Origin of the sequence: Corynebacterium renale (genome assembly GCF_002563965.1) — a bacterium.
Taxonomy (GTDB): Bacteria; Actinomycetota; Actinomycetes; order Mycobacteriales; family Mycobacteriaceae; genus Corynebacterium; species Corynebacterium renale.
In genome coordinates this window covers 1475660-1494231 of record NZ_PDJF01000001.1, presented here as the reverse complement: position 1 = coordinate 1494231, position 18572 = coordinate 1475660, and the positions used below count along the sequence as shown (strand labels likewise).

26 protein-coding genes and 2 tRNA genes are annotated in these 18572 nt (G+C 56.7%); 6 read left to right on the top strand and 22 right to left on the bottom strand.

Annotated elements, in window-relative coordinates; translation table 11 throughout:
- Nucleotides 1-4 precede the first annotated feature (4 nt).
- Both ATK06_RS07035 and ATK06_RS07030 read left to right on the top strand, forming a co-directional pair.
- Nucleotides 5-343 carry an acyl carrier protein gene (locus ATK06_RS07035; protein WP_053072643.1) on the top strand — a complete coding sequence of 113 codons (339 nt, stop codon included), beginning with the start codon at nucleotides 5-7 and terminating at the stop codon, nucleotides 341-343.
- Nucleotides 344-375: 32 nt separating this feature from the next.
- Nucleotides 376-1212, top strand: coding sequence for an HAD-IIA family hydrolase (locus tag ATK06_RS07030; protein ID WP_048379467.1), 837 nt, complete (start codon nucleotides 376-378; stop codon nucleotides 1210-1212).
- Nucleotides 1213-1236: 24 nt separating this feature from the next.
- Here the strand turns inward: ATK06_RS07030 and ATK06_RS07025 are convergent, their stop codons facing one another.
- The 18 genes from ATK06_RS07025 to ATK06_RS11495 all read right to left on the bottom strand — a co-directional run bounded on the left by ATK06_RS07025 (nucleotide 1237) and on the right by ATK06_RS11495 (nucleotide 11268).
- Nucleotides 1237-1596 carry a hypothetical protein gene (locus ATK06_RS07025; RefSeq protein WP_098389086.1) on the bottom strand — a complete coding sequence of 120 codons (360 nt, stop codon included), beginning with the start codon at nucleotides 1594-1596 and terminating at the stop codon, nucleotides 1237-1239.
- 221 nt (nucleotides 1597-1817) lie between these two features.
- Nucleotides 1818-2636, bottom strand: a complete 819-nt coding sequence (locus ATK06_RS07020; protein WP_048379469.1) for a serine hydrolase domain-containing protein — start codon at nucleotides 2634-2636, stop codon at nucleotides 1818-1820.
- Nucleotides 2637-2671: 35 nt separating this feature from the next.
- On the bottom strand, nucleotides 2672-3247 hold the full coding sequence (locus ATK06_RS07015; RefSeq protein ID WP_048379471.1) for a nucleosidase: 576 nt from the start codon (nucleotides 3245-3247) through the stop codon (nucleotides 2672-2674).
- 69 nt (nucleotides 3248-3316) lie between these two features.
- Nucleotides 3317-4228, bottom strand: coding sequence for a cation diffusion facilitator family transporter (locus ATK06_RS07010; RefSeq protein ID WP_169916263.1), 912 nt, complete (start codon nucleotides 4226-4228; stop codon nucleotides 3317-3319).
- A gap of 463 nt (nucleotides 4229-4691) precedes the next feature.
- Nucleotides 4692-5186 carry a hypothetical protein gene (locus ATK06_RS07005; protein ID WP_098389084.1) on the bottom strand — a complete coding sequence of 165 codons (495 nt, stop codon included), beginning with the start codon at nucleotides 5184-5186 and terminating at the stop codon, nucleotides 4692-4694.
- Between the two features lie 131 nt (nucleotides 5187-5317).
- Entirely contained in the window at nucleotides 5318-5569 is a 252-nt protein-coding gene (locus ATK06_RS07000) for a hypothetical protein (protein WP_048379473.1), read from the bottom strand.
- Nucleotides 5566-5904 carry a hypothetical protein gene (locus ATK06_RS06995; protein WP_161795986.1) on the bottom strand — a complete coding sequence of 113 codons (339 nt, stop codon included), beginning with the start codon at nucleotides 5902-5904 and terminating at the stop codon, nucleotides 5566-5568. Before ATK06_RS06995 ends, ATK06_RS07000 begins: the two co-directional genes overlap by 4 nt.
- Nucleotides 5905-6263: 359 nt before the next feature.
- Nucleotides 6264-6749, bottom strand: a complete 486-nt coding sequence (locus tag ATK06_RS06990; RefSeq protein WP_098389082.1) for a VG15 protein — start codon at nucleotides 6747-6749, stop codon at nucleotides 6264-6266.
- Entirely contained in the window at nucleotides 6746-6979 is a 234-nt protein-coding gene (locus tag ATK06_RS11105) for a hypothetical protein (protein WP_143341405.1), read from the bottom strand. The genes ATK06_RS06990 and ATK06_RS11105 overlap by 4 nt, the downstream gene beginning before the upstream one ends.
- Entirely contained in the window at nucleotides 6942-7103 is a 162-nt protein-coding gene (locus ATK06_RS11240; RefSeq protein ID WP_161795987.1) for a hypothetical protein, read from the bottom strand. Before ATK06_RS11240 ends, ATK06_RS11105 begins: the two co-directional genes overlap by 38 nt.
- 51 nt (nucleotides 7104-7154) lie before the next feature.
- Nucleotides 7155-7547: a hypothetical protein gene (locus ATK06_RS06980; RefSeq protein ID WP_053072648.1), complete on the bottom strand. Its 393-nt coding sequence runs from the start codon at nucleotides 7545-7547 to the stop codon at nucleotides 7155-7157.
- 91 nt (nucleotides 7548-7638) lie between these two features.
- The gene (locus ATK06_RS06975; protein ID WP_048379475.1) at nucleotides 7639-7959 is read right to left on the bottom strand and encodes a hypothetical protein; all 321 of its coding nucleotides are present in this window, start codon (nucleotides 7957-7959) and stop codon (nucleotides 7639-7641) included.
- A gap of 3 nt (nucleotides 7960-7962) precedes the next feature.
- The gene (locus tag ATK06_RS06970; RefSeq protein WP_098389081.1) at nucleotides 7963-9537 is read right to left on the bottom strand and encodes a hypothetical protein; all 1575 of its coding nucleotides are present in this window, start codon (nucleotides 9535-9537) and stop codon (nucleotides 7963-7965) included.
- 21 nt (nucleotides 9538-9558) lie between these two features.
- Nucleotides 9559-9972: a hypothetical protein gene (locus tag ATK06_RS06965; RefSeq protein WP_143341404.1), complete on the bottom strand. Its 414-nt coding sequence runs from the start codon at nucleotides 9970-9972 to the stop codon at nucleotides 9559-9561.
- Entirely contained in the window at nucleotides 9969-10406 is a 438-nt protein-coding gene (locus tag ATK06_RS06960; protein ID WP_098389080.1) for a hypothetical protein, read from the bottom strand. Before ATK06_RS06960 ends, ATK06_RS06965 begins: the two co-directional genes overlap by 4 nt.
- A gap of 117 nt (nucleotides 10407-10523) precedes the next feature.
- Nucleotides 10524-10781 (bottom strand): hypothetical protein, encoded by a 258-nt coding sequence (locus ATK06_RS11100; protein WP_143341403.1) that lies wholly within the window; start codon nucleotides 10779-10781, stop codon nucleotides 10524-10526.
- A 98-nt stretch (nucleotides 10782-10879) separates the two neighbouring features.
- Nucleotides 10880-10953: transfer RNA gene (locus ATK06_RS06950), tRNA-Ile, on the bottom strand.
- A 105-nt stretch (nucleotides 10954-11058) separates the two neighbouring features.
- Nucleotides 11059-11268, bottom strand: coding sequence for a UDP-N-acetylglucosamine 2-epimerase (locus ATK06_RS11495; protein ID WP_048379480.1), 210 nt, complete (start codon nucleotides 11266-11268; stop codon nucleotides 11059-11061).
- Between the two features lie 101 nt (nucleotides 11269-11369).
- On the opposite strand from ATK06_RS11495, the gene ATK06_RS06940 reads away from it, so the two are divergent.
- A tRNA-Asn gene (locus tag ATK06_RS06940) sits at nucleotides 11370-11442 on the top strand.
- Nucleotides 11443-11505: 63 nt separating this feature from the next.
- Here the strand turns inward: ATK06_RS06940 and ATK06_RS06935 are convergent.
- Nucleotides 11506-12189 (bottom strand): AAA family ATPase, encoded by a 684-nt coding sequence (locus tag ATK06_RS06935; RefSeq protein ID WP_169916261.1) that lies wholly within the window; start codon nucleotides 12187-12189, stop codon nucleotides 11506-11508.
- A gap of 40 nt (nucleotides 12190-12229) precedes the next feature.
- Here ATK06_RS06935 and ATK06_RS06930 point away from each other — a divergent pair, with 40 nt between their 5' ends.
- On the top strand, nucleotides 12230-12502 hold the full coding sequence (locus tag ATK06_RS06930) for a hypothetical protein (protein ID WP_048379484.1): 273 nt from the start codon (nucleotides 12230-12232) through the stop codon (nucleotides 12500-12502).
- Nucleotides 12503-12505: 3 nt separating this feature from the next.
- Here ATK06_RS06930 and dnaG read toward each other — a convergent pair whose 3' ends face one another.
- Together dnaG and glmS are read right to left on the bottom strand one after the other, a co-directional pair.
- The gene (gene dnaG, locus ATK06_RS06925; protein WP_048379486.1) at nucleotides 12506-14398 is read right to left on the bottom strand and encodes a DNA primase; all 1893 of its coding nucleotides are present in this window, start codon (nucleotides 14396-14398) and stop codon (nucleotides 12506-12508) included.
- A 125-nt stretch (nucleotides 14399-14523) separates the two neighbouring features.
- Nucleotides 14524-16386: a glutamine--fructose-6-phosphate transaminase (isomerizing) gene (gene glmS / locus ATK06_RS06920; protein WP_098389076.1), complete on the bottom strand. Its 1863-nt coding sequence runs from the start codon at nucleotides 16384-16386 to the stop codon at nucleotides 14524-14526.
- 143 nt (nucleotides 16387-16529) lie between these two features.
- Between glmS and ATK06_RS06915 the strand changes: the two genes are divergently transcribed.
- Both ATK06_RS06915 and ATK06_RS06910 read left to right on the top strand, forming a co-directional pair.
- Entirely contained in the window at nucleotides 16530-17021 is a 492-nt protein-coding gene (locus ATK06_RS06915; protein ID WP_048379488.1) for a guanyl-specific ribonuclease, read from the top strand.
- On the top strand, nucleotides 17014-17250 hold the full coding sequence (locus ATK06_RS06910; RefSeq protein WP_048379490.1) for a hypothetical protein: 237 nt from the start codon (nucleotides 17014-17016) through the stop codon (nucleotides 17248-17250). The genes ATK06_RS06915 and ATK06_RS06910 overlap by 8 nt, the downstream gene beginning before the upstream one ends.
- On the opposite strand, the gene ATK06_RS06905 is transcribed toward ATK06_RS06910, so the two are convergent.
- Nucleotides 17247-18530 (bottom strand): deoxyguanosinetriphosphate triphosphohydrolase, encoded by a 1284-nt coding sequence (locus ATK06_RS06905; protein ID WP_048379493.1) that lies wholly within the window; start codon nucleotides 18528-18530, stop codon nucleotides 17247-17249. The genes ATK06_RS06910 and ATK06_RS06905 overlap by 4 nt on opposite strands.
- Nucleotides 18531-18572: the final 42 nt, after the last annotated feature.

Below are 18572 nucleotides of genomic sequence, written 5' to 3'. Positions count from 1 at the left end.
CACTATGAGTGACCTCGCAGCGCAACTGGCAGCCAAGTTCAACACGGACATTCCGCTCGGCGACGAACCCGCCGCCAGCACCTCCCAGAAGGCTGATCCACGTGCTGCTGCCGACCCAGACCTGGCCAAGTTCGCGGCACTGGTCCACGATGTGACGGGAATCCCCGTCGAGGAAGTGCAGCGCGAAAAGTCACTGCGCGACACCGGGGTCGACAGCCTGCACATCATCAGCATTGTGGTGCGCACCGAGGAAGCCACAGGGGTCATGCTTGACGACGCCGACGTGGCCCCCTTAAGCACCATCGGGGAGTTCCTTGACCTGATTTCTCAGCGACGTTCCTAGCAGGGCTGTGAAAACTGGTGCATGATGGGGGCATGAACGCTCCCATTTCTTATTTGACCGACATGGACGGCGTCCTCATCAAAGAGGGCGACATGATTCCTGGCGCCGACAAATTCTTGCACACGTTGCGCGACAACGGCGTGGAGTTCATGGTTTTGACCAACAATTCCATCCACACCCCACGAGACTTGTCCGCGCGCTTGAAAGCCACGGGATTGGACGTACCTGAGGAACGTATCTGGACCTCCGCAACCGCGACCGCAAGCTTTTTAGCTGACCAGCATCCTGGCGGTTCGGCTTATGTTGTTGGCGAATCCGGGCTGACCACGGGATTGCACGAGGCCGGATTCATTCTGACTGACGCTGATCCAGACTTCGTTGTGCTTGGTGAAACACGCACCTACTCCTTTGAAGCTATTACAAAAGCAATCAATCTGATTTTGGGTGGCGCACGCTTTATCTGCACCAACCCAGATGTGACGGGCCCCGCGCCGACAGGCATTTTGCCGGCAACCGGCTCTGTCGCAGCGCTGATTACCGCGGCGACGGGTGCGGAGCCGTACTACATCGGTAAACCAAACCCTGTGATGATGCGTTCCGCGCTGAACACGATTCGTGCGCACTCCGAGTCCACGGTCATGATCGGTGACCGCATGGATACTGACGTAAAGAGTGGACTCGAAGCAGGTATGCGCACCATCTTGGTGAGCTCGGGTATTTCTGACACTGCAGAAGTCGAACGCTACCCGTTCCGCCCCACGCGTCGCATTGGTTCCGTGGCTGACCTGGTGGAGATTTGGGATGACCCGTTCGAGGACGGATCCTTCCACGCAGCGGCCACCGCGCGCGACCTCACAGCGGAAGCTTAACGGCACCCTCTGCATGCAAGCGCTTTAACAGGCCTTGAGCCCCACAGTCGCCGTTGGGGCGATATCGGCCAAGGCTGTGCGGAACCGCGCGAGTTCTTCTGCTGGCGCGGTGAGCACCTGCCGGCAACGTACGCATCCCGGCACGTCTGAGCGTTCCCAGCGCGTAAACCACTGTGCTTCCAGCACGTCCGTGCCCGGCGCAGCCGGAAGTGCGTCGCTTGGAAGGTGTTCCACCATCGCCGTTTCTACGTCCATCCGCAGGTGGCGTGGCAAGCGGTCGATAAACAACACAGCGTGTGCGTAGGCACGCTGTGTGACCTGCTGCCAATGCGCACTGTTTCGCGTGCGTGTCTGCGCGGGGCGGGCAGGGGAAATAATCGTCATAACAGTATCCTTGCGGTATTCATGGACGCGCACCGATTAGCTTCTGGTGCGCGAAGACGAGCTTCGTCTTCCCCAACGACCTCGACCATGTTTCGCATGTTCTGTTTGAACGTGGTCCCGATTTTGGTCAGGTCACCAGGGCCCTGCAACCCTCAAGTACTACTTTTACCCCCGTTTATTAAAGCTCAAGTTCAGCTTGAGCATCTGCACGTACAGCGTGCTTAGGCCGTTATCGTATCCCACACCTGAGCATTAGTGTTGGACCACAACGGTTTGGCCCAGTCTCCGAAATCCCGATCAGTGAGGGCGACCATCGCAATCTTGCGCTCTGGAACAATCCACACGTACGTGCCGGCCATGCCAAAGTGCCCCACCGTGGAAGCGGGCATGTTCTCACCCAGCCAGTGCGGTTTCTTCGCACCATGAATTTCAAAACCCAGCCCCCACGGGCACGGATTCTTCATTCCATAACCGGGTACAAGACCCCGCACGTCACCGTATTGGTTAGTCAACGCTTCTGCGACCGTGTCTGGGTGTAGGAGTTTGGGGTCCATGACTTCCGTGACGAATGCTGCAAGATCACGGCACGTCGATACTGCTCCGTGCCCGGCCGAACCCCGCAACTGCGTCGAGTTCATCCCTAGCGGAGCAAAAACCCCTTCGTAGAGATATTCCGGGAAGTTAAAACCAGTTTCCGCAGCAACAAGATCCGCGAGAATCTCGTACCCCGCCGAGGAATAAATTCGCCGCTCGCCCACCTTTTTCTGCGCATCACGAGAATCAAACCCGACACCAGAAGCGTGTGCCAGCAAGTGGCGAACTGTAGCGCCATCTGGCGCACCATGTCCCGCCTGTTGGTCAAGCTCGATTGCGCCTTCTTCAACCGCAAGGAGCACCCCGTAGGCGGACAACAGCTTGGTCACGCTGGCGAGCTCATAAACCTTGTCCTGATCCCCACATTCCGGATTCCCTTCAGCGCCGATAATGGTCGCAGAAACGGAGTCGACAGGCCACGTGCGCAGGGAATCTAGAACAGTCATGCCCCACATCCTACGCAACCTGCAGGAAGGGTGCGCTAAGGCTGAAGCAGCTCAGGGTGGTCCGCCAACGCCTGGGCCAGCTGCCGTGCCCCTGCGTCGACGGCACCTGCCCAGGAGGAACGTGCGGTGTCATCAGCGTGATCCGATACCTGCTTCAACACCGTCACCGGTACGCCCGCATCCCGTGCAGCAGCGACGACGGCCGCGCCTTCCATATCCGCCAAGTCCGCAGTGCGCGCCAAAATGTCACGCTGGGTTGCATCACCGATGAACGTATCCCCGCTAGCCAGCCGTGCTTTCGGCAGCGAACTGCGAGACTTCAACGTGAAATGCGTCGGGTGCGGCTCACCCGTAATCGCAGTAAGCGCACGCTCATCGACGTCGTGTTGGAAAACTTCACATACCTCGTACACGCCATTCATGTGGGTATGCAATCCACCCGCCGTCCCTAAATTCACCACGATACTTGGGCGCTCCTCAGCGATTGCGCGGGCAACTTTTACTGCAGCCGGAACCAGGCCGATGCCCGTGACTAGCAGCCGCGATCCTTCCGGAATATAGGCGGCTTCCCCTGCGACAGCGGCGACAAAGAGTGGGCGTGGTGTATTCATGCCACCACAATAAAGCACCCCACTCGTTTGCTATCGAATGGGGCGTACGCAGGTGACGTCGAGAAGCAATCAGCACACAATCTCGTGGTCTTTATGGGACTTCTGCTCAAGTTGAATAGTGGAATGCTCGATGCCGAATTCGCGCAACTTTTCTTGGGCGGCGTCGAGGACGCGACAATCGCCGATGTGTGTTGGCTCCTCGAGCACTAGATGGCAAGTAGCTAGAGCTTCGGTGCCGTCGGTAGACCACACGTGGAGGTCGTGAACCGAATACACGCCAGGGAGGCCAGCGAGCGCAGCCTCGATTTCTTCAGTATCCATATTCTCAGGGGCGCGGTTAAGCAGCACAGACAGCGAAGTCCACAACATTTTCAGCGCGCGAGGCAACACCAGTGCCGCAATCAATAGCGAGGCGATTGTGTCGGCAGCCGTCCAACCAGTGAACGCTATGATAATACCCGCGATAATCACCGCGACCGAGCCCAACAAATCCGAAAGAACATGCAGGTAAGCGCCCTTCATATTGAGGCTCTCATGCTGACGACGCATCAGGATAAGCGCAGACACAGCATTGGCCAGCAAGCCGACGATCGCAACAATCAGCATCACGCCGGTTTCAATCTCATGATCGCCCCCGAGGCGCCCCAACGCGCGCACAACAATCCACACCGAGACGCCCGTCACGACGACCGCATTGACCAGGGCCGCGATAACCTCAACGCGCCGATACCCGAATGTAGCCTGCGCAGTGGCAGCCTTGCGACCGATAAGGATCGCTACGAGCGCTATGAGCAAACCCGTGGAGTCGGACAGCATGTGCATCGCATCCGACAACAGAGCTAGCGAGCCAGACCACAAACCACCTATGACCTGAGCAACAAAAATAGTTGCCGTCATCGTCAGCGTGACGGTTAGCGCCTTGAGCGAACCATTGAAGGAGTGGTTGTGATCGTGGTTGTGGTTGTGGTTGTGGTGATCCACGCCGTGCGAATGCGAGTGTTGTTGTCCTGGCCCGTGACTGTGCGTGTGGGTGTGTTCATGGGTCCGCTGCGGTGGATAACTCTGGTAGACACGGGGCCGCTGCGTCGCGGACTGAGGCCGACCCTCGGAGTGATTTTCATCCTGGCGGCTGTTTGTTGGGTCTCCAGGGTTACGGGGATCGGATATGCTGTTCATAGCAAAAAGCTTAGCCCGCTTAACACTTATTGGCAACTAAATGAAAATGGGTGGCGCTGGGTTCGGAACCTCAGTTCGCGTTACGCCGGAAATACCGATCGGTATCCCCTCGCCTTCAATGCGCGCACACTCGTGTCTTGGCCGTGAGTCAACACACGATAAGGTGCTAATCCGGAGAATCAAGCGGCACACTACAGCCTCGCTCCCCTGCGGCCAGAGTTATCCCCTCGGGCTTTCGGGTTGCGTCCGCCGCGAGAGCGGTGCGCTATTAAATTGGCAATCCGAACTGCGCGTCACGGTCACTGACGCTTACGTCAGCGCCCGCAGCACGGCTACCCGGCAAACTCTTCACATCGGGCTCATGCTTATTTGCCCATTCAACTAACGCCTTAGCTGCCTGTGACAGTGATTCTTCGTCACCCTCAGCCGGCAGCAACGCAGCGGGAACACCATGAGCTACCGCAACCTTCGAGCGCAGCACCTCCAACTCGGAAGCCTTCTGTAACGCCTCAAGTTCGGCGATACGTTCCTGGGCTTTCTCCAGATCCGTTTTGTTGACTTCCTCAAGCTCACGCATCTTCTGCGCCATAGGCTCAAGCTCCTTGGCCTTATTGCGGTACTTCGCGTTCTCAGCGCGCAGCTTCTCCACATACGCACGGTCAAATGTGTCCTGCTCGCCACCATTGTTTTCGGTGGTTTCTAGGTTTCCAGCCCGGTTAGCGTCTGGCTGTGGGGCTGAATCTGGTTGATTAGTGTCCATCATTCCTCCTGGGAAATCACATGTTTTGGGCATAAGAAAAACCCCACACCCTTGGTGTCTTTCCCTCCTGGAGAAAAACATCAAGAGTTGGGGTTTCGTGCGCCGACCAGGACTCGAACCTGGCCACCACCTACCTAGGCGACGCTATTGTCTCTAAAATCTGATTCCACCAAATCTAGAAGCAATTCATATGGCGAAGATAAGTCCAGCTTTCGGGCGAACTCAAGCATTTGCCACGTAAGCTCACGCTCAGTCATCGCATCCTCGATTAATGCTAAGATTGCACCTTCTGGTGCCCCCGCTTCAAGCGAATCCTCTGCTGCCTCCCGAGAAACAGTAGGCGGGGTCATTGCTTCCAAAATACGATAGGCCTCTTGGAGTTTCATCCCACGACCTTTCTTGCCCGGGGTGGAATTCTGCCGACTGTGTAACCTTCCACAAACTTTTCCCTACCTTTGACTTTAACATATTTGGCGTACACAACTTCGCCATCGATCTCTGACCAGACCTCTCTGGAATAGTCGTTGAATGCTGTAAACTCTGGACTCTCGATAGCATCCCGCACAGCATCGGCAATCTTCTGGTCAGACCACTCTTTGGAAAACTTCGATGCTCCTTCACGCTGTGTGTCCCAGCGGTGCCCATCACGCAGACTCTCATCATGCGGCCGCCCCTGAACAGGTTCACCCGCATCACGACGCTTGCGGTCACCATCACTCAAGTCCCGCCAACCATGAAGCACATGACCCGGCATCTTATCTAACGGCGGACTTTTTCACCGGGAAAGACAGTCGAATACCCATCACCCTTGTAACGCGGTATCCGGCAATACTGCAGCCTGGGTCACTCCACGTCCTGGCCTGCTTGCTCACGCCGAGCCGTGATGTATTGACGCCAATCCTGCACACTAGGGGACTTTCCGAGCTCATGATTCAACGTGGCACCCGCAGTCGCCAAATCCCGATTAAGCCGCGGCAAATCAGCATCCGTTTTCACCTCAATACCTAAACACCGGCAATTATCGTGATACCGCCGAAGCTCACCACCCTTACCCTTTTTAGGCAAAGACTCCGCCCCACCCTAAGCAACCATCAAACACCACGCACACGCACCAGGCTCCGGCACACGCGCATACCGCGTACCGGCTTGAGCAACACCTAATTCCACAGTACGACGCCCAGGCACAACAACAAGCCTGTTCGTAATAGCCTGCAGCTGGGTCTTTGCGCGCTCCCGCTCGGCGACACTTCCCACATCATCCACCCGCATCGCATACCTAAACGATGCCCGAGCCTTCTCAAACCCAACTGGGTCAGCAACCTCCGGATACTCCAACTCTCGCAGAGTGTCATCAAGCGAACGCTCCAAAAACAGGTAATCCGCGGCAGCATATGCGGCCTGCTCGCCGTATGTTTCCGCAATCGCAGCAAACGGGTCTTCCAAAAGCCTCTTCTGCTCGATAAACCCCAGGCCTTCTGTCTGCTTCCACCACGCTAAAAGATCCCGTCGCACCAACATGCGAAGCCCATCAAGCGACCGTGCATAATCATCCCGGTACTCACTCATACTCCGCATCCAGGTTCACGATTAGCACGCGCAGCAACAACAATCTGATCAGCAATCCGACCCACTTGAGTGTCACCCGCGATCCGCGCCAACGCACCAGCACGATCCGCAGCCTGCACACGACGAACTTCAGACTCCATCAAGCGTTGCTCCTCCGGGGTATACCCCAACCGGTCCCACACCACACGCGAATTACCCGGCGCGATACCGGCCTGGACTTGTTTGACCATTGGTTCGGTTATTGCCGCGTGTAGCGTTGAAGCCCAGTGCTTCGGCCAAGGTTTTGGCGTCAGCGGCGAGTTCTTCTTCGGTCTCGCCGCGTAGTCGGTCCGCCATCTCGGCGGGGAGTTTCACGTCAGCAAGTACCTTGGCCACCATCTGCTGGCGGGCCTGCTGCTCTTGCGCCTACTTCAACGTGGCAATCTGCTCGTGGGCTTTTGCAAGCTCTGCTTGGGTGCGCTCCAGCTCGGTCATATTGGCCTTATCGATTTCATCAAGGCGAGCCTTGTACTCATCGCGAGCGGCTTCAGCCTCCTGTCGCTTATCGCGTTGGCGTGCAAGATCAGCGAGCACAGCACGGTGGCCACCGCGACGGTTAGGGTTATCGTCCTCGCCATCGTCGCTATCGGTCTCACCATCAGGATGAGTATCAGTTTCAGACTCTTGGTCTGACTGCGCAGCAGATGCGTCGTGCTGTGCTGATGCGGTGCCAGCGCAGCCTTGAGGTGCTTCTATACCTTGGCCGGTATCTGCTTCAGCAGCGAACATCCGAACCCACGGACGCATACGGTTTTTCATACTTATTTCTCCTTATATACGAACACCCACCGACGAAGGTGGGCATAAAAAACCCACCACACAAAGTGATGGGTGAAACAGACTTATGCCACTAGTGACTTCGGTAAAGGTCCATGTCCTCGATAGTAGGAAACTCTAGAGGCACCACAGGTTCCATCTCAGCAAATTCCTCCGCTAAAGCGAAAGCATCTCGCACACCAATCTCACTATAAAAATTCTCTTCGTAGTAGATAGGCTCCTCAAAAATTCCGAGGAATTCTCGCTTTGCCTCGAGATTCGTAACTTTTCTTCCACACTTCATCGCATCAATGTACGCAACGAGAAGACGTTCTTCATACCTCGGGCTAAGTAAATTGTGGTCGAAAGCACCAAGTTCGACGCTAAGTTGATCTATTGCTTCATGAAAAAGCACTTGCTATCCCTCCCAGGGAACATCCACAATTTGTCCATCACGAGTGATGCTCTTCACCTTATCACCATGGCGAGCAAAGATCGTGGCCTTCTTCCACGAATACTCTTCATTTGCACGGTTAGCCTGAATAATCATTTCAAGACGCATGCGGTTTCCCACCGCATCAACAACACTCTTCTGCAACAGCCACCCATCATTACCAGTACGGTCAAGAAAATCGGGATAGTTAAGAACATCAGCGCTTACGTCTTCAAGCCATCGAAGCAATTGTTCATCGGGCTGGGGAGGGAAAAATGACTTTGGCGAACTCAAACGAGCGTTAGGAAATTCCCTCAGAAGATGACGCACTGAACTGACAGTTTCCTCCGAGCACGCTGAAGTATGACCACCAGTGACATAAATCAAACCTCGTTTTGGTACGTAACGCGCTCCCCCTGCTTTCGTGATGTGCTCCAACGGTAAAGCGGGATCAATCAACGGCACAATCTCCGCGAACTCCTCAAACAACGCCTGCTGACGCACACGAGCTGGATCAGCAACCAAGTCAAACACCTCACGAGGCAAAACCCCAGGTTGTACCGACCTGATATACCCATGCTGAAACAGCAAAGCAGTACGCGCCCTCGCATCCCCCTGGGTCTGCCGGATTATCTCCGGCACGCTCAACCGCGGCACACGCGCCATACCACGCACAGAACCAGTCGGTTTCCCGTAGTAATACCGCATCGTCTGCGACCGCTGCGTCGTCCCAACAGTGGTAAACGCCGAGCCTGCCGCACTCATGCCAGAGCGTGAATTCACAACCTGATTAATGTCAGCACCCGAACGAATCGCCGCAGCACCAGCCTTACCAAACACCTTTTCCTGGTCCCGAGCACTTAACGAATCCCAATACGCTTGGACACTAAACTCCGGGGTCTTGGGAGGTGCACCAGTTCCCTCTGGTACCGCAATCTGCGTGCAATCACAGCCTGGATGACGTTTAAACGGCTTGTCCCAGTACCCGCGCTTGCCGGCTAAGATCGCACACCTCGCCCAACACGGCACATTCGCTTTTCGGACGTACAACGTCTTCGGTCGCATCAGCTCCGCCACCGACTTAGCCATACGTTGAGTATCAATTAACGCGGTTTGGGCAATAGTGGCAAGAAGCTTGCCGCCTGATTCCCACGCTTGACGCCGCTGCTGCACACTCGGTTCCTCATACAGGGCTAAGCGCTCACGAACATGCTTAGCCACGGCACGAGGAATCATCTCCAGTGGATCACCATCAGGCGTAAAACCAGCAAAACCCTGCGGATTAAGCACCCCAATCGGCGTATCCTGCCAACCGTTAGCCATCAGCTCAAGATTCATTGTCTTATCAACCAACGCTGCATTCGCAGCCTGCGCTTCAGTAATAAGAGGCACAATCCCTTGTGCAAGTGTTTGCTCCCAAAGATCAATATCCATCGGCTCAGCCCGCGGCATCACCTTAGTGTGTAAGGTGCGCAAAACTTGCTGCACAATCTTCGACCGAGCAATCGCTTCCTCACGCATCTCAGGAGGCAAAGGACGAAATGACCACGTAATACTCATGGCTTAACACCTCCTATGCGTTTATAGACTGCCGCGCTCAAGCTTCGTGTCGGTGACATCGAAATAGCCCTCACGCTCCTGGGCCAACCACTGAAGTTCCTTATCAATACGTGCCTGAGTAAACCCAAGCTCGAGCAACGCGCCACGAACCGAGAGCACTGGCTTACCGCCGGTCTTCTTCGATAGCGCGTCCGCACGCTGCGCCTCTGTCGGGGTACCAGGGTCATGCCACAGGATGGAAATCTTGCCGTCAGACTCCCACGAATGGCGCCGAATACGTTCAGCCACACCAAGCGACCACCCAAGGGCAGCACCAATCGAACGGCCAACACGCTCGACGTGTTTAACCAAGCGAGACTCGTCAGCACGGATAGAACCTTGTGCTGCGGGATTGGCTGTGTTTTGCCCCATCATGCGCACCGGAAGACCAGTCACGGTGGCCGCCTGCTCGGCCAGCATCGTGATGGTCTTTTATGAAACCCGGCTAGATCTGCACCCGGCAACTGCTTCACGTCAGCGCCTTTGGTAGAAATCGCCCACACTGATCCCAGATAGGTATCCCAGTCATCAAGCGGGTTGCCGAACTCGTCCTGGAAGTCCGTGCAAGCAACACCAAGAGCAATCTTTTGCGGCGTGGAGACCGTTTCCATGGCCATCTGCAGCTGCAGCATGACACGACCTGCCATATTCACCAATGGTTTCAGCTCCGAGAATTGTGTTTCGCCAGCCCACACATCATCGGAGGTGTCTTGGTTGAACGCCATGACAATCGACACACGCCCTAAACCATGCTCGATACGCTCTATGGCCTCCCACTTGCCTGCCCGGCGCGAAATCAGGATGGTTTCGTTGGGGAGGTAGAGGGTCATGTGTTCGGCGTGGCCGGTTGCTGCGCGGTAAAAGCGCAGTGCTGCCTCAAAATCCGCCCCAGGAAGGTGGCCATGAAAAGCTGCCGCATAAACACAAGGGGTTGCATCTACGAGTTTTTAAACATCGTATTCGCGAGTCGTAGGAAGCTCATACCAGGCCTGAACTTCTGGGGCATGTCTAATATACAACTCCTGAATTTTACCAGATTCCTTAAACACCCAATAACAAGGTAAACCTTCAAGTTCCTCGTTTTGTGGCATCACATGAAATCGATCTTCTCCGTCGCATATTCGGCGAGAGAAAAACGATTCCTCATACCCAGTTGCAGCGCTTAGCAAGCGAATAGCATCAGACCCAGTTTCAATTGCTGACATAACCGCCCTCTTAATTTCCCTCCACAACCACTAAAGTAGTCGACCCTGCGAAAACTTGAAACCCCCAGGTTATCACTAACCTGGGGGTTTCCTTACCGTGGGGCCACCGGGGCTCGAACCCGGGACCAATGGATTATGAGTCCACTGCTCTAACCGACTGAGCTATAGCCCCAATACCTGCCGCTCAACACCAGCACGGTGTGGGCAACAGGAAACATTATACAGAGCCGTCCCAATCGGAGAAATACCGCCAACAACGAACGGCACCCTGCCGTCACTAGGCCGTAAAATCTGGCAATCGCTTTCCGACGCCGAGGAGTTCAGCAATCGCAGCCACTACACGCTTTGCGGCCTGGCCGTCCCCGTATGGGTTCACAGCGTTGGCCATGGAGTGGTACGCGTCCTCGTCGGTAAGCAATTCAGTCGTGTGCGCGACAATGTCTGAGTATCCTGCACCGAAAAGGTCACCTCGATCAGCAGTGCACACATATCTCCTTTTACGGCTCCCACCTGCGGATTTGCCACTATTTAAAGTTACTTGTATAGTTTCTACTCGTTGCCAGGGAGTACAAACTCCGGGTTACATAGTCCTCCATAGCTCAGTTGGCAGAGCATTCGACTGTTAATCGAAGGGTCACTGGTTCGAGCCCAGTTGGAGGAGCAAGATTTTAGGCCCCTGCTTTTCGGAGCAGGGGCCTAAGCTATTTCCAGCACTACTTCTTACTTAATCCCCCACCAAGTATGCGGCCACCCCCTCTGGGTCCGCGAAGAATTCGGCATAGTGCCTAAATGGTTGGCTCTCCCGGTAGCTCACCTCAGTAATCCCATCCTCATGAACTTCCAAGATGTGGGCGCCCGGGGTGGCGAGCAGGATCGGTGAATGGGTGGCCACAATCCACTGGGCGCCAGCTTCTACCCCGTGCGCGAACTGAGCCAGCAAAGCCATCTGAGACACCGCTGATAAGCCGGCTTCAGGCTCGTCGAGAATGTACACCCCAGGTTGCGTGGATAGGTAGCCGGTCATTTCGATAATCGATTCCCCATGCGAACCAGGAGTGGACATGCCCAGTGCGTTCACCGTATCCAGGTACGTTTCCCCGCGCAGGAAGAAGGCCTGGGGAATCGGGTCAGTCTTGCGGATCAGCAGACTTCGATATGCGTTTGAGGTGAAATCGTCACCGGTTCCCATGAAACGCCGCTCCGCGCCACCAGCACCATGTAATCCCAGCACGCGCGCCAAACTTTCAACGAGCGTAGATTTCCCTGCACCATTTTCACCCGTGATGAAAGTGATTGGGGCACGGAAGTGGAGGCGGTGGCCGTCGAGAAGCCAACGGAATACTGGCATGCCCACCCCATAGTCCGGGTCCTCCACATGCTGGGCGGAGACAGAGCGCAGGAAAATCATAGTTCTAGGGTAGCCACCATTTTTAGGTAGGGTTGGACCCATGATTCAATTTGTTATCGGAGCAGCAGCAGGATACGTCTTTGGCACCAAAGCTGGCCGACGCCGCTACGAACAAATCAAAAACGGCTACCAGGCAATGGTCAACTCCCCCGCCACAAAGGCCGCTGTGCAGGCCGGTCGGAAGGCAATAGCCAACAAACTCGATCCCCAACCACGCATGCGCGAAGTCAAAGACCTTAGTCGCGGGCGCGAGAAAAACAACGGCAAAAACAATCCTGACCAGCCGATAATCCTTGAGCCCGACGACAACTAGTAGTTAACGGAAGGCGCGCTCGTTGAGTTCCCGGCGCGCCTGCTCCAGCGCCACGAGGTCCGCGAACATCGCGTTATATGTGACCTCATCGTCCGAGGGGCGCATCCGCTGCAACTGGCTTTTGAGCAGCGAAATTTCGTTGCCAATGCGCGCCTCCTGCAGGCGCGACAATACTGAATCGACGTACTGTTCCAGTTGGTCGTCGTCGACACGGATCTCTTCGACGGCCAGTTCTGAAACGAACTGCCGCCCGCCGAGATCCAGCATGTGGTCGGCTACGTTACTAATCCAATTGGCGTGATCACCAGCCTGGGCGCAGCCACCGGCCTCCTCAATGGCCTTACGCACAGCCTGATAGGCCTCATGCGTGTAGCTCTCTTCCGAGAGGCCATCAAAATAACTCCCCGCCAACTCTGGGTACTGTAGCGCCAACTTCAACGACTCACGCTGTGGCCACAACGACGGGGTGCGGGGGTCAGGTAGCCGCAACGCTGGCGCCGTCTCCACCGGTTGGGAAGACGCGGAATCGAAACGCTTCGCTCTCCGTGGCTCGGGTGCTTTGGGTTTGCGGGCCTCCTCGCGGACTTGCCGGATAACATCGTCGGTGTCAGCCCACCCGACCCAGCCGGCAAGCATGCGGGCGTACTCCGTCTGCAGTGGAGTATCGCGAATCGTGGCCACCACCGGAACGGCGCGGCGGAGCGCCTGCAAGCGCCCCTCTACCGAATCCAGGGAATAATCCTTCAGTGTTGCCCGAATAACGAACTCAAACATCGGGATACGCGTGGCAATAAGCTCGCGGACCGCAACATCGCCCTTTTCCAAGCGCAGGTCGCACGGGTCCATCCCGTCCGGGGCGACTGCTACGTACGACTGGCCTGTAAACTTCTGATCGCCTTCAAACGCGCGCATTGCAGCCTTTTGGCCTGCTTCATCACCATCGAAGGTATAAATCAGTTCGCCACGGAAAAAATTGTCGTCGAGCATGAGGCGGCGCAAAATCTGCAGGTGATCCGCGCCAAACGCCGTGCCGCACGAAGCCACCGCCGTCTTAATGCCGGCCGCATGCATGGCCATCACATCGGTGTAACCTTCCACGACCACGGCTTGGTGATCCGTGGCGATATTCTTCTTTGACTGATCCAGCCCGAACAACACCTTCGACTTGTGATAAAGCATCGTATCGGGGGTGTTCATGTATTTGCCCAGCTTGTCATCGTCAAAGAGCTTGCGAGCACCGAATCCAATCACGTCACCGGACATGTTCTTAATCGGCCACAACAGCCTCCTGTGGAAACGGTCGATAGGACCGCGACGGCCCATCGTCGATAAGCCTGCTGCCTCCAGCTCCTTAAAGTTAAAGCCCTTCTTGAGCAAGTGCTTCGTCAGCGTATCCCAGCCAGCCGGCGCGTATCCGCATTCGAACTGGTAAATCAGGTCCTGGGAAAACCCGCGGTCCAAGAGAAATCGGCGGCCTGTCTCCGCTTCAGGGGTCTCCAGCTGCTGACGATAAAACTCGTGCGCAGCCTTGTTCGCCGCAATCAAACGCTGACGCGTGCCGGGCTCCACCCGACGGCCTGTGCCACCACCCTGATAATTGATGTGATAGCCAATCTTTTCTGCACACGCCTCGACGGCCTCCGGGAAAGTCAGGTGTTCCATCTCCATGAGGAATGTAAAAACATCCCCGCCCTTACCCGTTGAAAAGCAGTGGAAATACCCGCGGTTCGGACGCACATGGAACGACGGAGTCCGCTCATCCTTAAACGGGCTTAAACCCTTCAACGAATCCGAACCACCCGGAGTGAGCTGCACATACTCCCCCACAATCTCCTCGATTGGGGTGCGCTCACGAATCGCAGCGATATCGCTCTCCGGGATCCTACCTTTAGCCATGCCCACAACCTTAGCGCGTATCCGAGTTCCTCTTCGCCACCGCGTTGTTTGCGCTTTACGACGCCACGTAGCGCGAAAATGCGCCGCCGGTATAAAGCCAGCGGCGCATTTTCGTTGCGCGGAAACTATTCCACGGTCACAGACTTCGCCAGGTTGCGTGGCTGGTCAATGTCGTACCCCTTCGCTCCCGCGACCGCACACGCGAAAATCTGCAGCGGAACGGTCGCCAGTAGCGGTTGCATGAGCGTCGGCGACTGTGGAATACGGATCACATGGTTGGCGTACTGCTCCACAGCATCGTCACCGTCTTCAGCAATCACGATGGTCACCGCACCGCGGGCACGAATCTCCTGAATGTTGGAGACAACCTTAGCGTGCAAAGAATCACGACCCCGCGGGGACGGCACGATCACGAAGACCGGTTGGCCCTCCTCTACCAGGGCGATCGGCCCATGCTTGAGCTCGCCAGCGGCGAAACCCTCCGCGTGCAAGTACGCGATTTCTTTCAGCTTCAGCGCACCCTCAAGCGCAACGGGGAATCCCACGTGACGGCCTAGGAAGAGGACCGACTGCGCGTCCTTCATGTCCTTGCCCAGCTGCTTAACCTGGTCTTCATTATCGATGACCTTCTGGATCTTGTCCGGCATGGCGCGCAGGTCGTCGAGGATTGTGGCGATCTCATCATCAAACTTGTTGCCGCGCAGCTGCGCCAGGTAGAGGCCCAGCAGGTACGCAGCAGTAATCTGCGCCAAGAATGCTTTCGTCGACGCGACGGAAATCTCTGGCCCGGCGTAGGTGTACAGGCACGCATCCGACTCACGTGGGATGGAGGCACCGACAGTGTTACAGATCGCAATAACCTTGGCGCCCTGCTCCTGTGCGTGGCGCACGGCCATGAGGGTGTCCATCGTTTCACCGGACTGGGACAATGCGACGACGAGCGTTTTCTCGTTGACAATCGGATCGCGGTAGCGGAATTCGTGCGCCAATTCTACCTCGGTAGGGATGCGGCACCAATGCTCAATCGCGTAGCGGGCAACGTGACCGGCATAGGCTGCCGTGCCGCACGCGATGACAATAATCTTGTCCACGCTGCGCAGGATGGATTCATCAATCTTCAGCTCGTCGAGGACCAGCTTGCCGGACTCATCAAGACGCCCCAAGAGGGTATCGCGCACAGCGGCAGGTTGATCGTGGATTTCCTTCTCCATGAAGGAATCAAAACCGCCCTTTTCAGCGGCAGCAGCGTCCCACTTGACCTCAAAGGGCTTACCTTCGCTCGGTTCACCGGTGAAGGAGGTGACCTCGTAGCCGTCAGCGGTGACGGTAACAACCTGGCCGTTGTCCAGTTCCACGGCCTGCTTGGTGTAATCGATGAAACCGGAGACATCCGAGCCTAGAAACATTTCCCCCTCACCCACGCCAAGAACGAGTGGGGAGTTTTCACGGGCAGCAACCACTCGGTCCGGCTGGTCCGCACTGATAGCAAGAATCGTGAACGCACCCTCAAGACGCTGTGCGGTCAGCTGCATGGCGCGGGTAAGATCGCCGGCGGCCTCACCGTGGTAGATGCTAGCCAGCAGAGTTGCGGCAACTTCTGTGTCGGTCTCGGAGATGAAGGTGGCGCCGGCGTCGAGAAGCTCGGCCTTAAGCTCCGCAAAGTTTTCAATAATGCCGTTGTGTACCACACCGATGCGGCCACCATCAACTACGTGCGGGTGCGCATTCGCGCTGGTAGGACCGCCGTGAGTAGCCCAACGGGTGTGGCCGATCGCCACAGCTGCTTCCGGCAACGGATCGGCTGCGATTGCATCTTCGAGTGCCTTGACCTTGCCGGCAGTCTTGGCAAATTTAATGCCACCGTCAAGGCTGACCGCAATACCGGCGGAATCGTATCCACGGTATTCCAAACGGCGTAGCCCTTCGATGACAACTTCTTGGGCTTTCTCGGACGGTTGAGGTCCTACATATCCTACGATTCCACACATAGTCCACCATTTTAAAACACCACGGCCCTGGACGTCAGGTCACGCGCCTGGCTAGGAAAAATGCTCGATCGCGCTTTCTTCGAGACTGATTTCGAACCCACAGTTCGAACCCATGTCTGGAGAGTGTGCCACAATGATGAACCATGGCAGGAAACCAGGGCAAAAATTCCCGGAAAGCACCGATAACCGGCGGGATCGCAGGCCTTATTATCGCGCTCCTTGCGGGCTTCTTCGGCTTTGATGCGCTTAACGACGACCCCAGCAGCACAACCACCTCTACCCCGAGCAGTAGCGCCAGGGTGGTTTCCACCCCGCCCTCCACACGTATTCAGGAATTAAACGGGGGGCTGTGCCCGCTGGCCACGCTACCCAAAAACGCCAAGGGCGTTATCTCCGATATTTATTCCGGCGGTCCTTTCGAGTACCCCGACAATGACGGCGCACGCTTCGGCAACTACGAGGGCAACTTGCCTGACAAACCTCGAAATTATTACCGGGAGTACACCGTAGAAACCCCGGGCCTGAATCACAGGGGCGAGCGGCGCATCGTCACCGGTGGCCCCGCAACTGACCCGGATGTTTTCTACTACACCGATGACCACTACGAAACCTTCTGCGAGGTCCCCGATGCCTAAAACCGTCATTATTACGGCACCCGTATTCACACCAGCACAGGTGGTGCGTGCAACAGCTCTCCGCCTCTACCCCGACGGCCGGCGTGCCCCCTCCAACCTGGATGCTTTTGCCGACATGCTGCGCGAATACCGCGTAGATCGCCTTGTACTGCGCCACAACCGCTTGAGCGACCTGCGGCCGGTAGCACTCGTGTGTGAAGACTGCGGAGTGGAACTGCGCGCCGACTAGCCGTAGAAGGTAAACAGGTCCGCAGCCTCCTGCGCGATGCGCCCTAAGCGCTTCTCCGTCATGGACGCCATCTGATCCACAACAGCCCGGCAACGCTGCGCATCGGTGTCAGCTTCCATCCACATCGCGGCGTACATCGGGTCCAAGGCGCCCGGTGCGCCCGCAGCCAAGAACTCGTACACGCGGAAGATGCGGTCACGCTGCAAAGCCTGCTGGTCTAAGTGGGTGCGCTGGTCCATCACGTAAAGCACCGCGACCGTTTTCAGCAGGATAACTTCCGCCTTAATCTCCGGAGGAACTATCAGGTTTCCTTCCATCCGGCCCAGCGTGCCCGGGTACTTTGCGCGGGTCGCCTCAATCGTGGCCCCCACGAAACGGCCCACCAGCTCCGAGGTCAATCGTTTCAGCGTGACCAACCCGCTGAGGCTGCCGGTGAAATCGGCGGCCTTATTAATAATGTCCAGGTCGCGGAGGCGGGCGGCGGCGTCGATAAGCAATTCCGGGGTACTGCCAAATTTTTCCGCACCTGACTCCGCCAACTTGGCCAGCGCGACCAAATCCCACAAAAGTTTCAAGCTCACGCGCCCTGACAAGATGGCGTCCTCAACGTCATGGACTGAATAGGCGATGTCGTCGGACCAGTCCATGACCTGGGCTTCCATCGGTGGACGCAGATCAGTATGCCCGGCGCGCACCCACGTGAGGATGTCAGCGTCTTCATCGTAAGCGGAGTATTTTTTGTTCACGGTCCCATCGCCGGCTGTGCGTGGCCACGGGTACTTGCATGCCGCGTCGAGGGCTGCGCGCGTCAAGTTCAGCCCCACGGACCGGTCCCCGACCAGAACTTTTGGTTCCAGACGGGCGAGGATACGCAGCGTCTGCGCATTGCCCTCGAACCCACCGGCTTCCTCCGCAACCTCATTGAGTGCCCGCTCCCCGTTATGCCCGTACGGCGGATGCCCAATATCATGCGTCAACCCGGCCAAATCACAGATGTCCGGGTCTAGGCCCAGACCTGAGCCCATGCCTCGGGCAATCTGGGCGACTTCCAGTGAGTGTGTGAGCCGTGTGCGCGGGGTATCCCCCTCCCCTGGCCCCACGACCTGGGTCTTATCCGCCAGTCGACGTAACGCCGCACTGTGCAATACGCGGGCACGGTCACGCGCAAACGCGCCACGGTGTTCCCCGTGTTGGGAAAATTGGCTGCCTTTTTGCCCCTCATCTGCAAAGCGTTCGAGATCTGCGGCCTGATATTCGTAGTCCCCACCAGAAGTGCTCATGGTTTTTCACTCTACGCACGCTGAACAACTAACGACGACCAC

Coding starts and splice junctions, on each gene's coding strand:
- dnaG (WP_048379486.1), bottom strand. CDS start 14,398: ATGGCTAAAGGTAGGATCCCGGAGAGCGATATCGCTGCGATTCGTGAG.
- ATK06_RS07030 (WP_048379467.1), top strand. CDS start 376: ATGAACGCTCCCATTTCTTATTTGACCGACATGGACGGCGTCCTCATC.
- ATK06_RS07035 (WP_053072643.1), top strand. CDS start 5: ATGAGTGACCTCGCAGCGCAACTGGCAGCCAAGTTCAACACGGACATT.
- ATK06_RS11100 (WP_143341403.1), bottom strand. CDS start 10,781: ATGTCAGCAATTGAAACTGGGTCTGATGCTATTCGCTTGCTAAGCGCT.
- ATK06_RS06910 (WP_048379490.1), top strand. CDS start 17,014: ATGCCTAAAACCGTCATTATTACGGCACCCGTATTCACACCAGCACAG.
- ATK06_RS06905 (WP_048379493.1), bottom strand. CDS start 18,530: ATGAGCACTTCTGGTGGGGACTACGAATATCAGGCCGCAGATCTCGAA.
- ATK06_RS06980 (WP_053072648.1), bottom strand. CDS start 7,547: ATGAAAAACCGTATGCGTCCGTGGGTTCGGATGTTCGCTGCTGAAGCA.
- ATK06_RS11105 (WP_143341405.1), bottom strand. CDS start 6,979: ATGGTCAAACAAGTCCAGGCCGGTATCGCGCCGGGTAATTCGCGTGTG.
- ATK06_RS06935 (WP_169916261.1), bottom strand. CDS start 12,189: ATGATTTTCCTGCGCTCTGTCTCCGCCCAGCATGTGGAGGACCCGGAC.
- ATK06_RS07020 (WP_048379469.1), bottom strand. CDS start 2,636: ATGACTGTTCTAGATTCCCTGCGCACGTGGCCTGTCGACTCCGTTTCT.
- ATK06_RS07015 (WP_048379471.1), bottom strand. CDS start 3,247: ATGAATACACCACGCCCACTCTTTGTCGCCGCTGTCGCAGGGGAAGCC.
- ATK06_RS06960 (WP_098389080.1), bottom strand. CDS start 10,406: ATGACCCTCTACCTCCCCAACGAAACCATCCTGATTTCGCGCCGGGCA.
- ATK06_RS07025 (WP_098389086.1), bottom strand. CDS start 1,596: ATGACGATTATTTCCCCTGCCCGCCCCGCGCAGACACGCACGCGAAAC.
- ATK06_RS06990 (WP_098389082.1), bottom strand. CDS start 6,749: ATGAGTGAGTACCGGGATGATTATGCACGGTCGCTTGATGGGCTTCGC.
- ATK06_RS06915 (WP_048379488.1), top strand. CDS start 16,530: ATGGCAGGAAACCAGGGCAAAAATTCCCGGAAAGCACCGATAACCGGC.
- ATK06_RS06970 (WP_098389081.1), bottom strand. CDS start 9,537: ATGAGTATTACGTGGTCATTTCGTCCTTTGCCTCCTGAGATGCGTGAG.
- glmS (WP_098389076.1), bottom strand. CDS start 16,386: ATGTGTGGAATCGTAGGATATGTAGGACCTCAACCGTCCGAGAAAGCC.
- ATK06_RS06930 (WP_048379484.1), top strand. CDS start 12,230: ATGATTCAATTTGTTATCGGAGCAGCAGCAGGATACGTCTTTGGCACC.
- ATK06_RS07005 (WP_098389084.1), bottom strand. CDS start 5,186: ATGATGGACACTAATCAACCAGATTCAGCCCCACAGCCAGACGCTAAC.
- ATK06_RS07000 (WP_048379473.1), bottom strand. CDS start 5,569: ATGAAACTCCAAGAGGCCTATCGTATTTTGGAAGCAATGACCCCGCCT.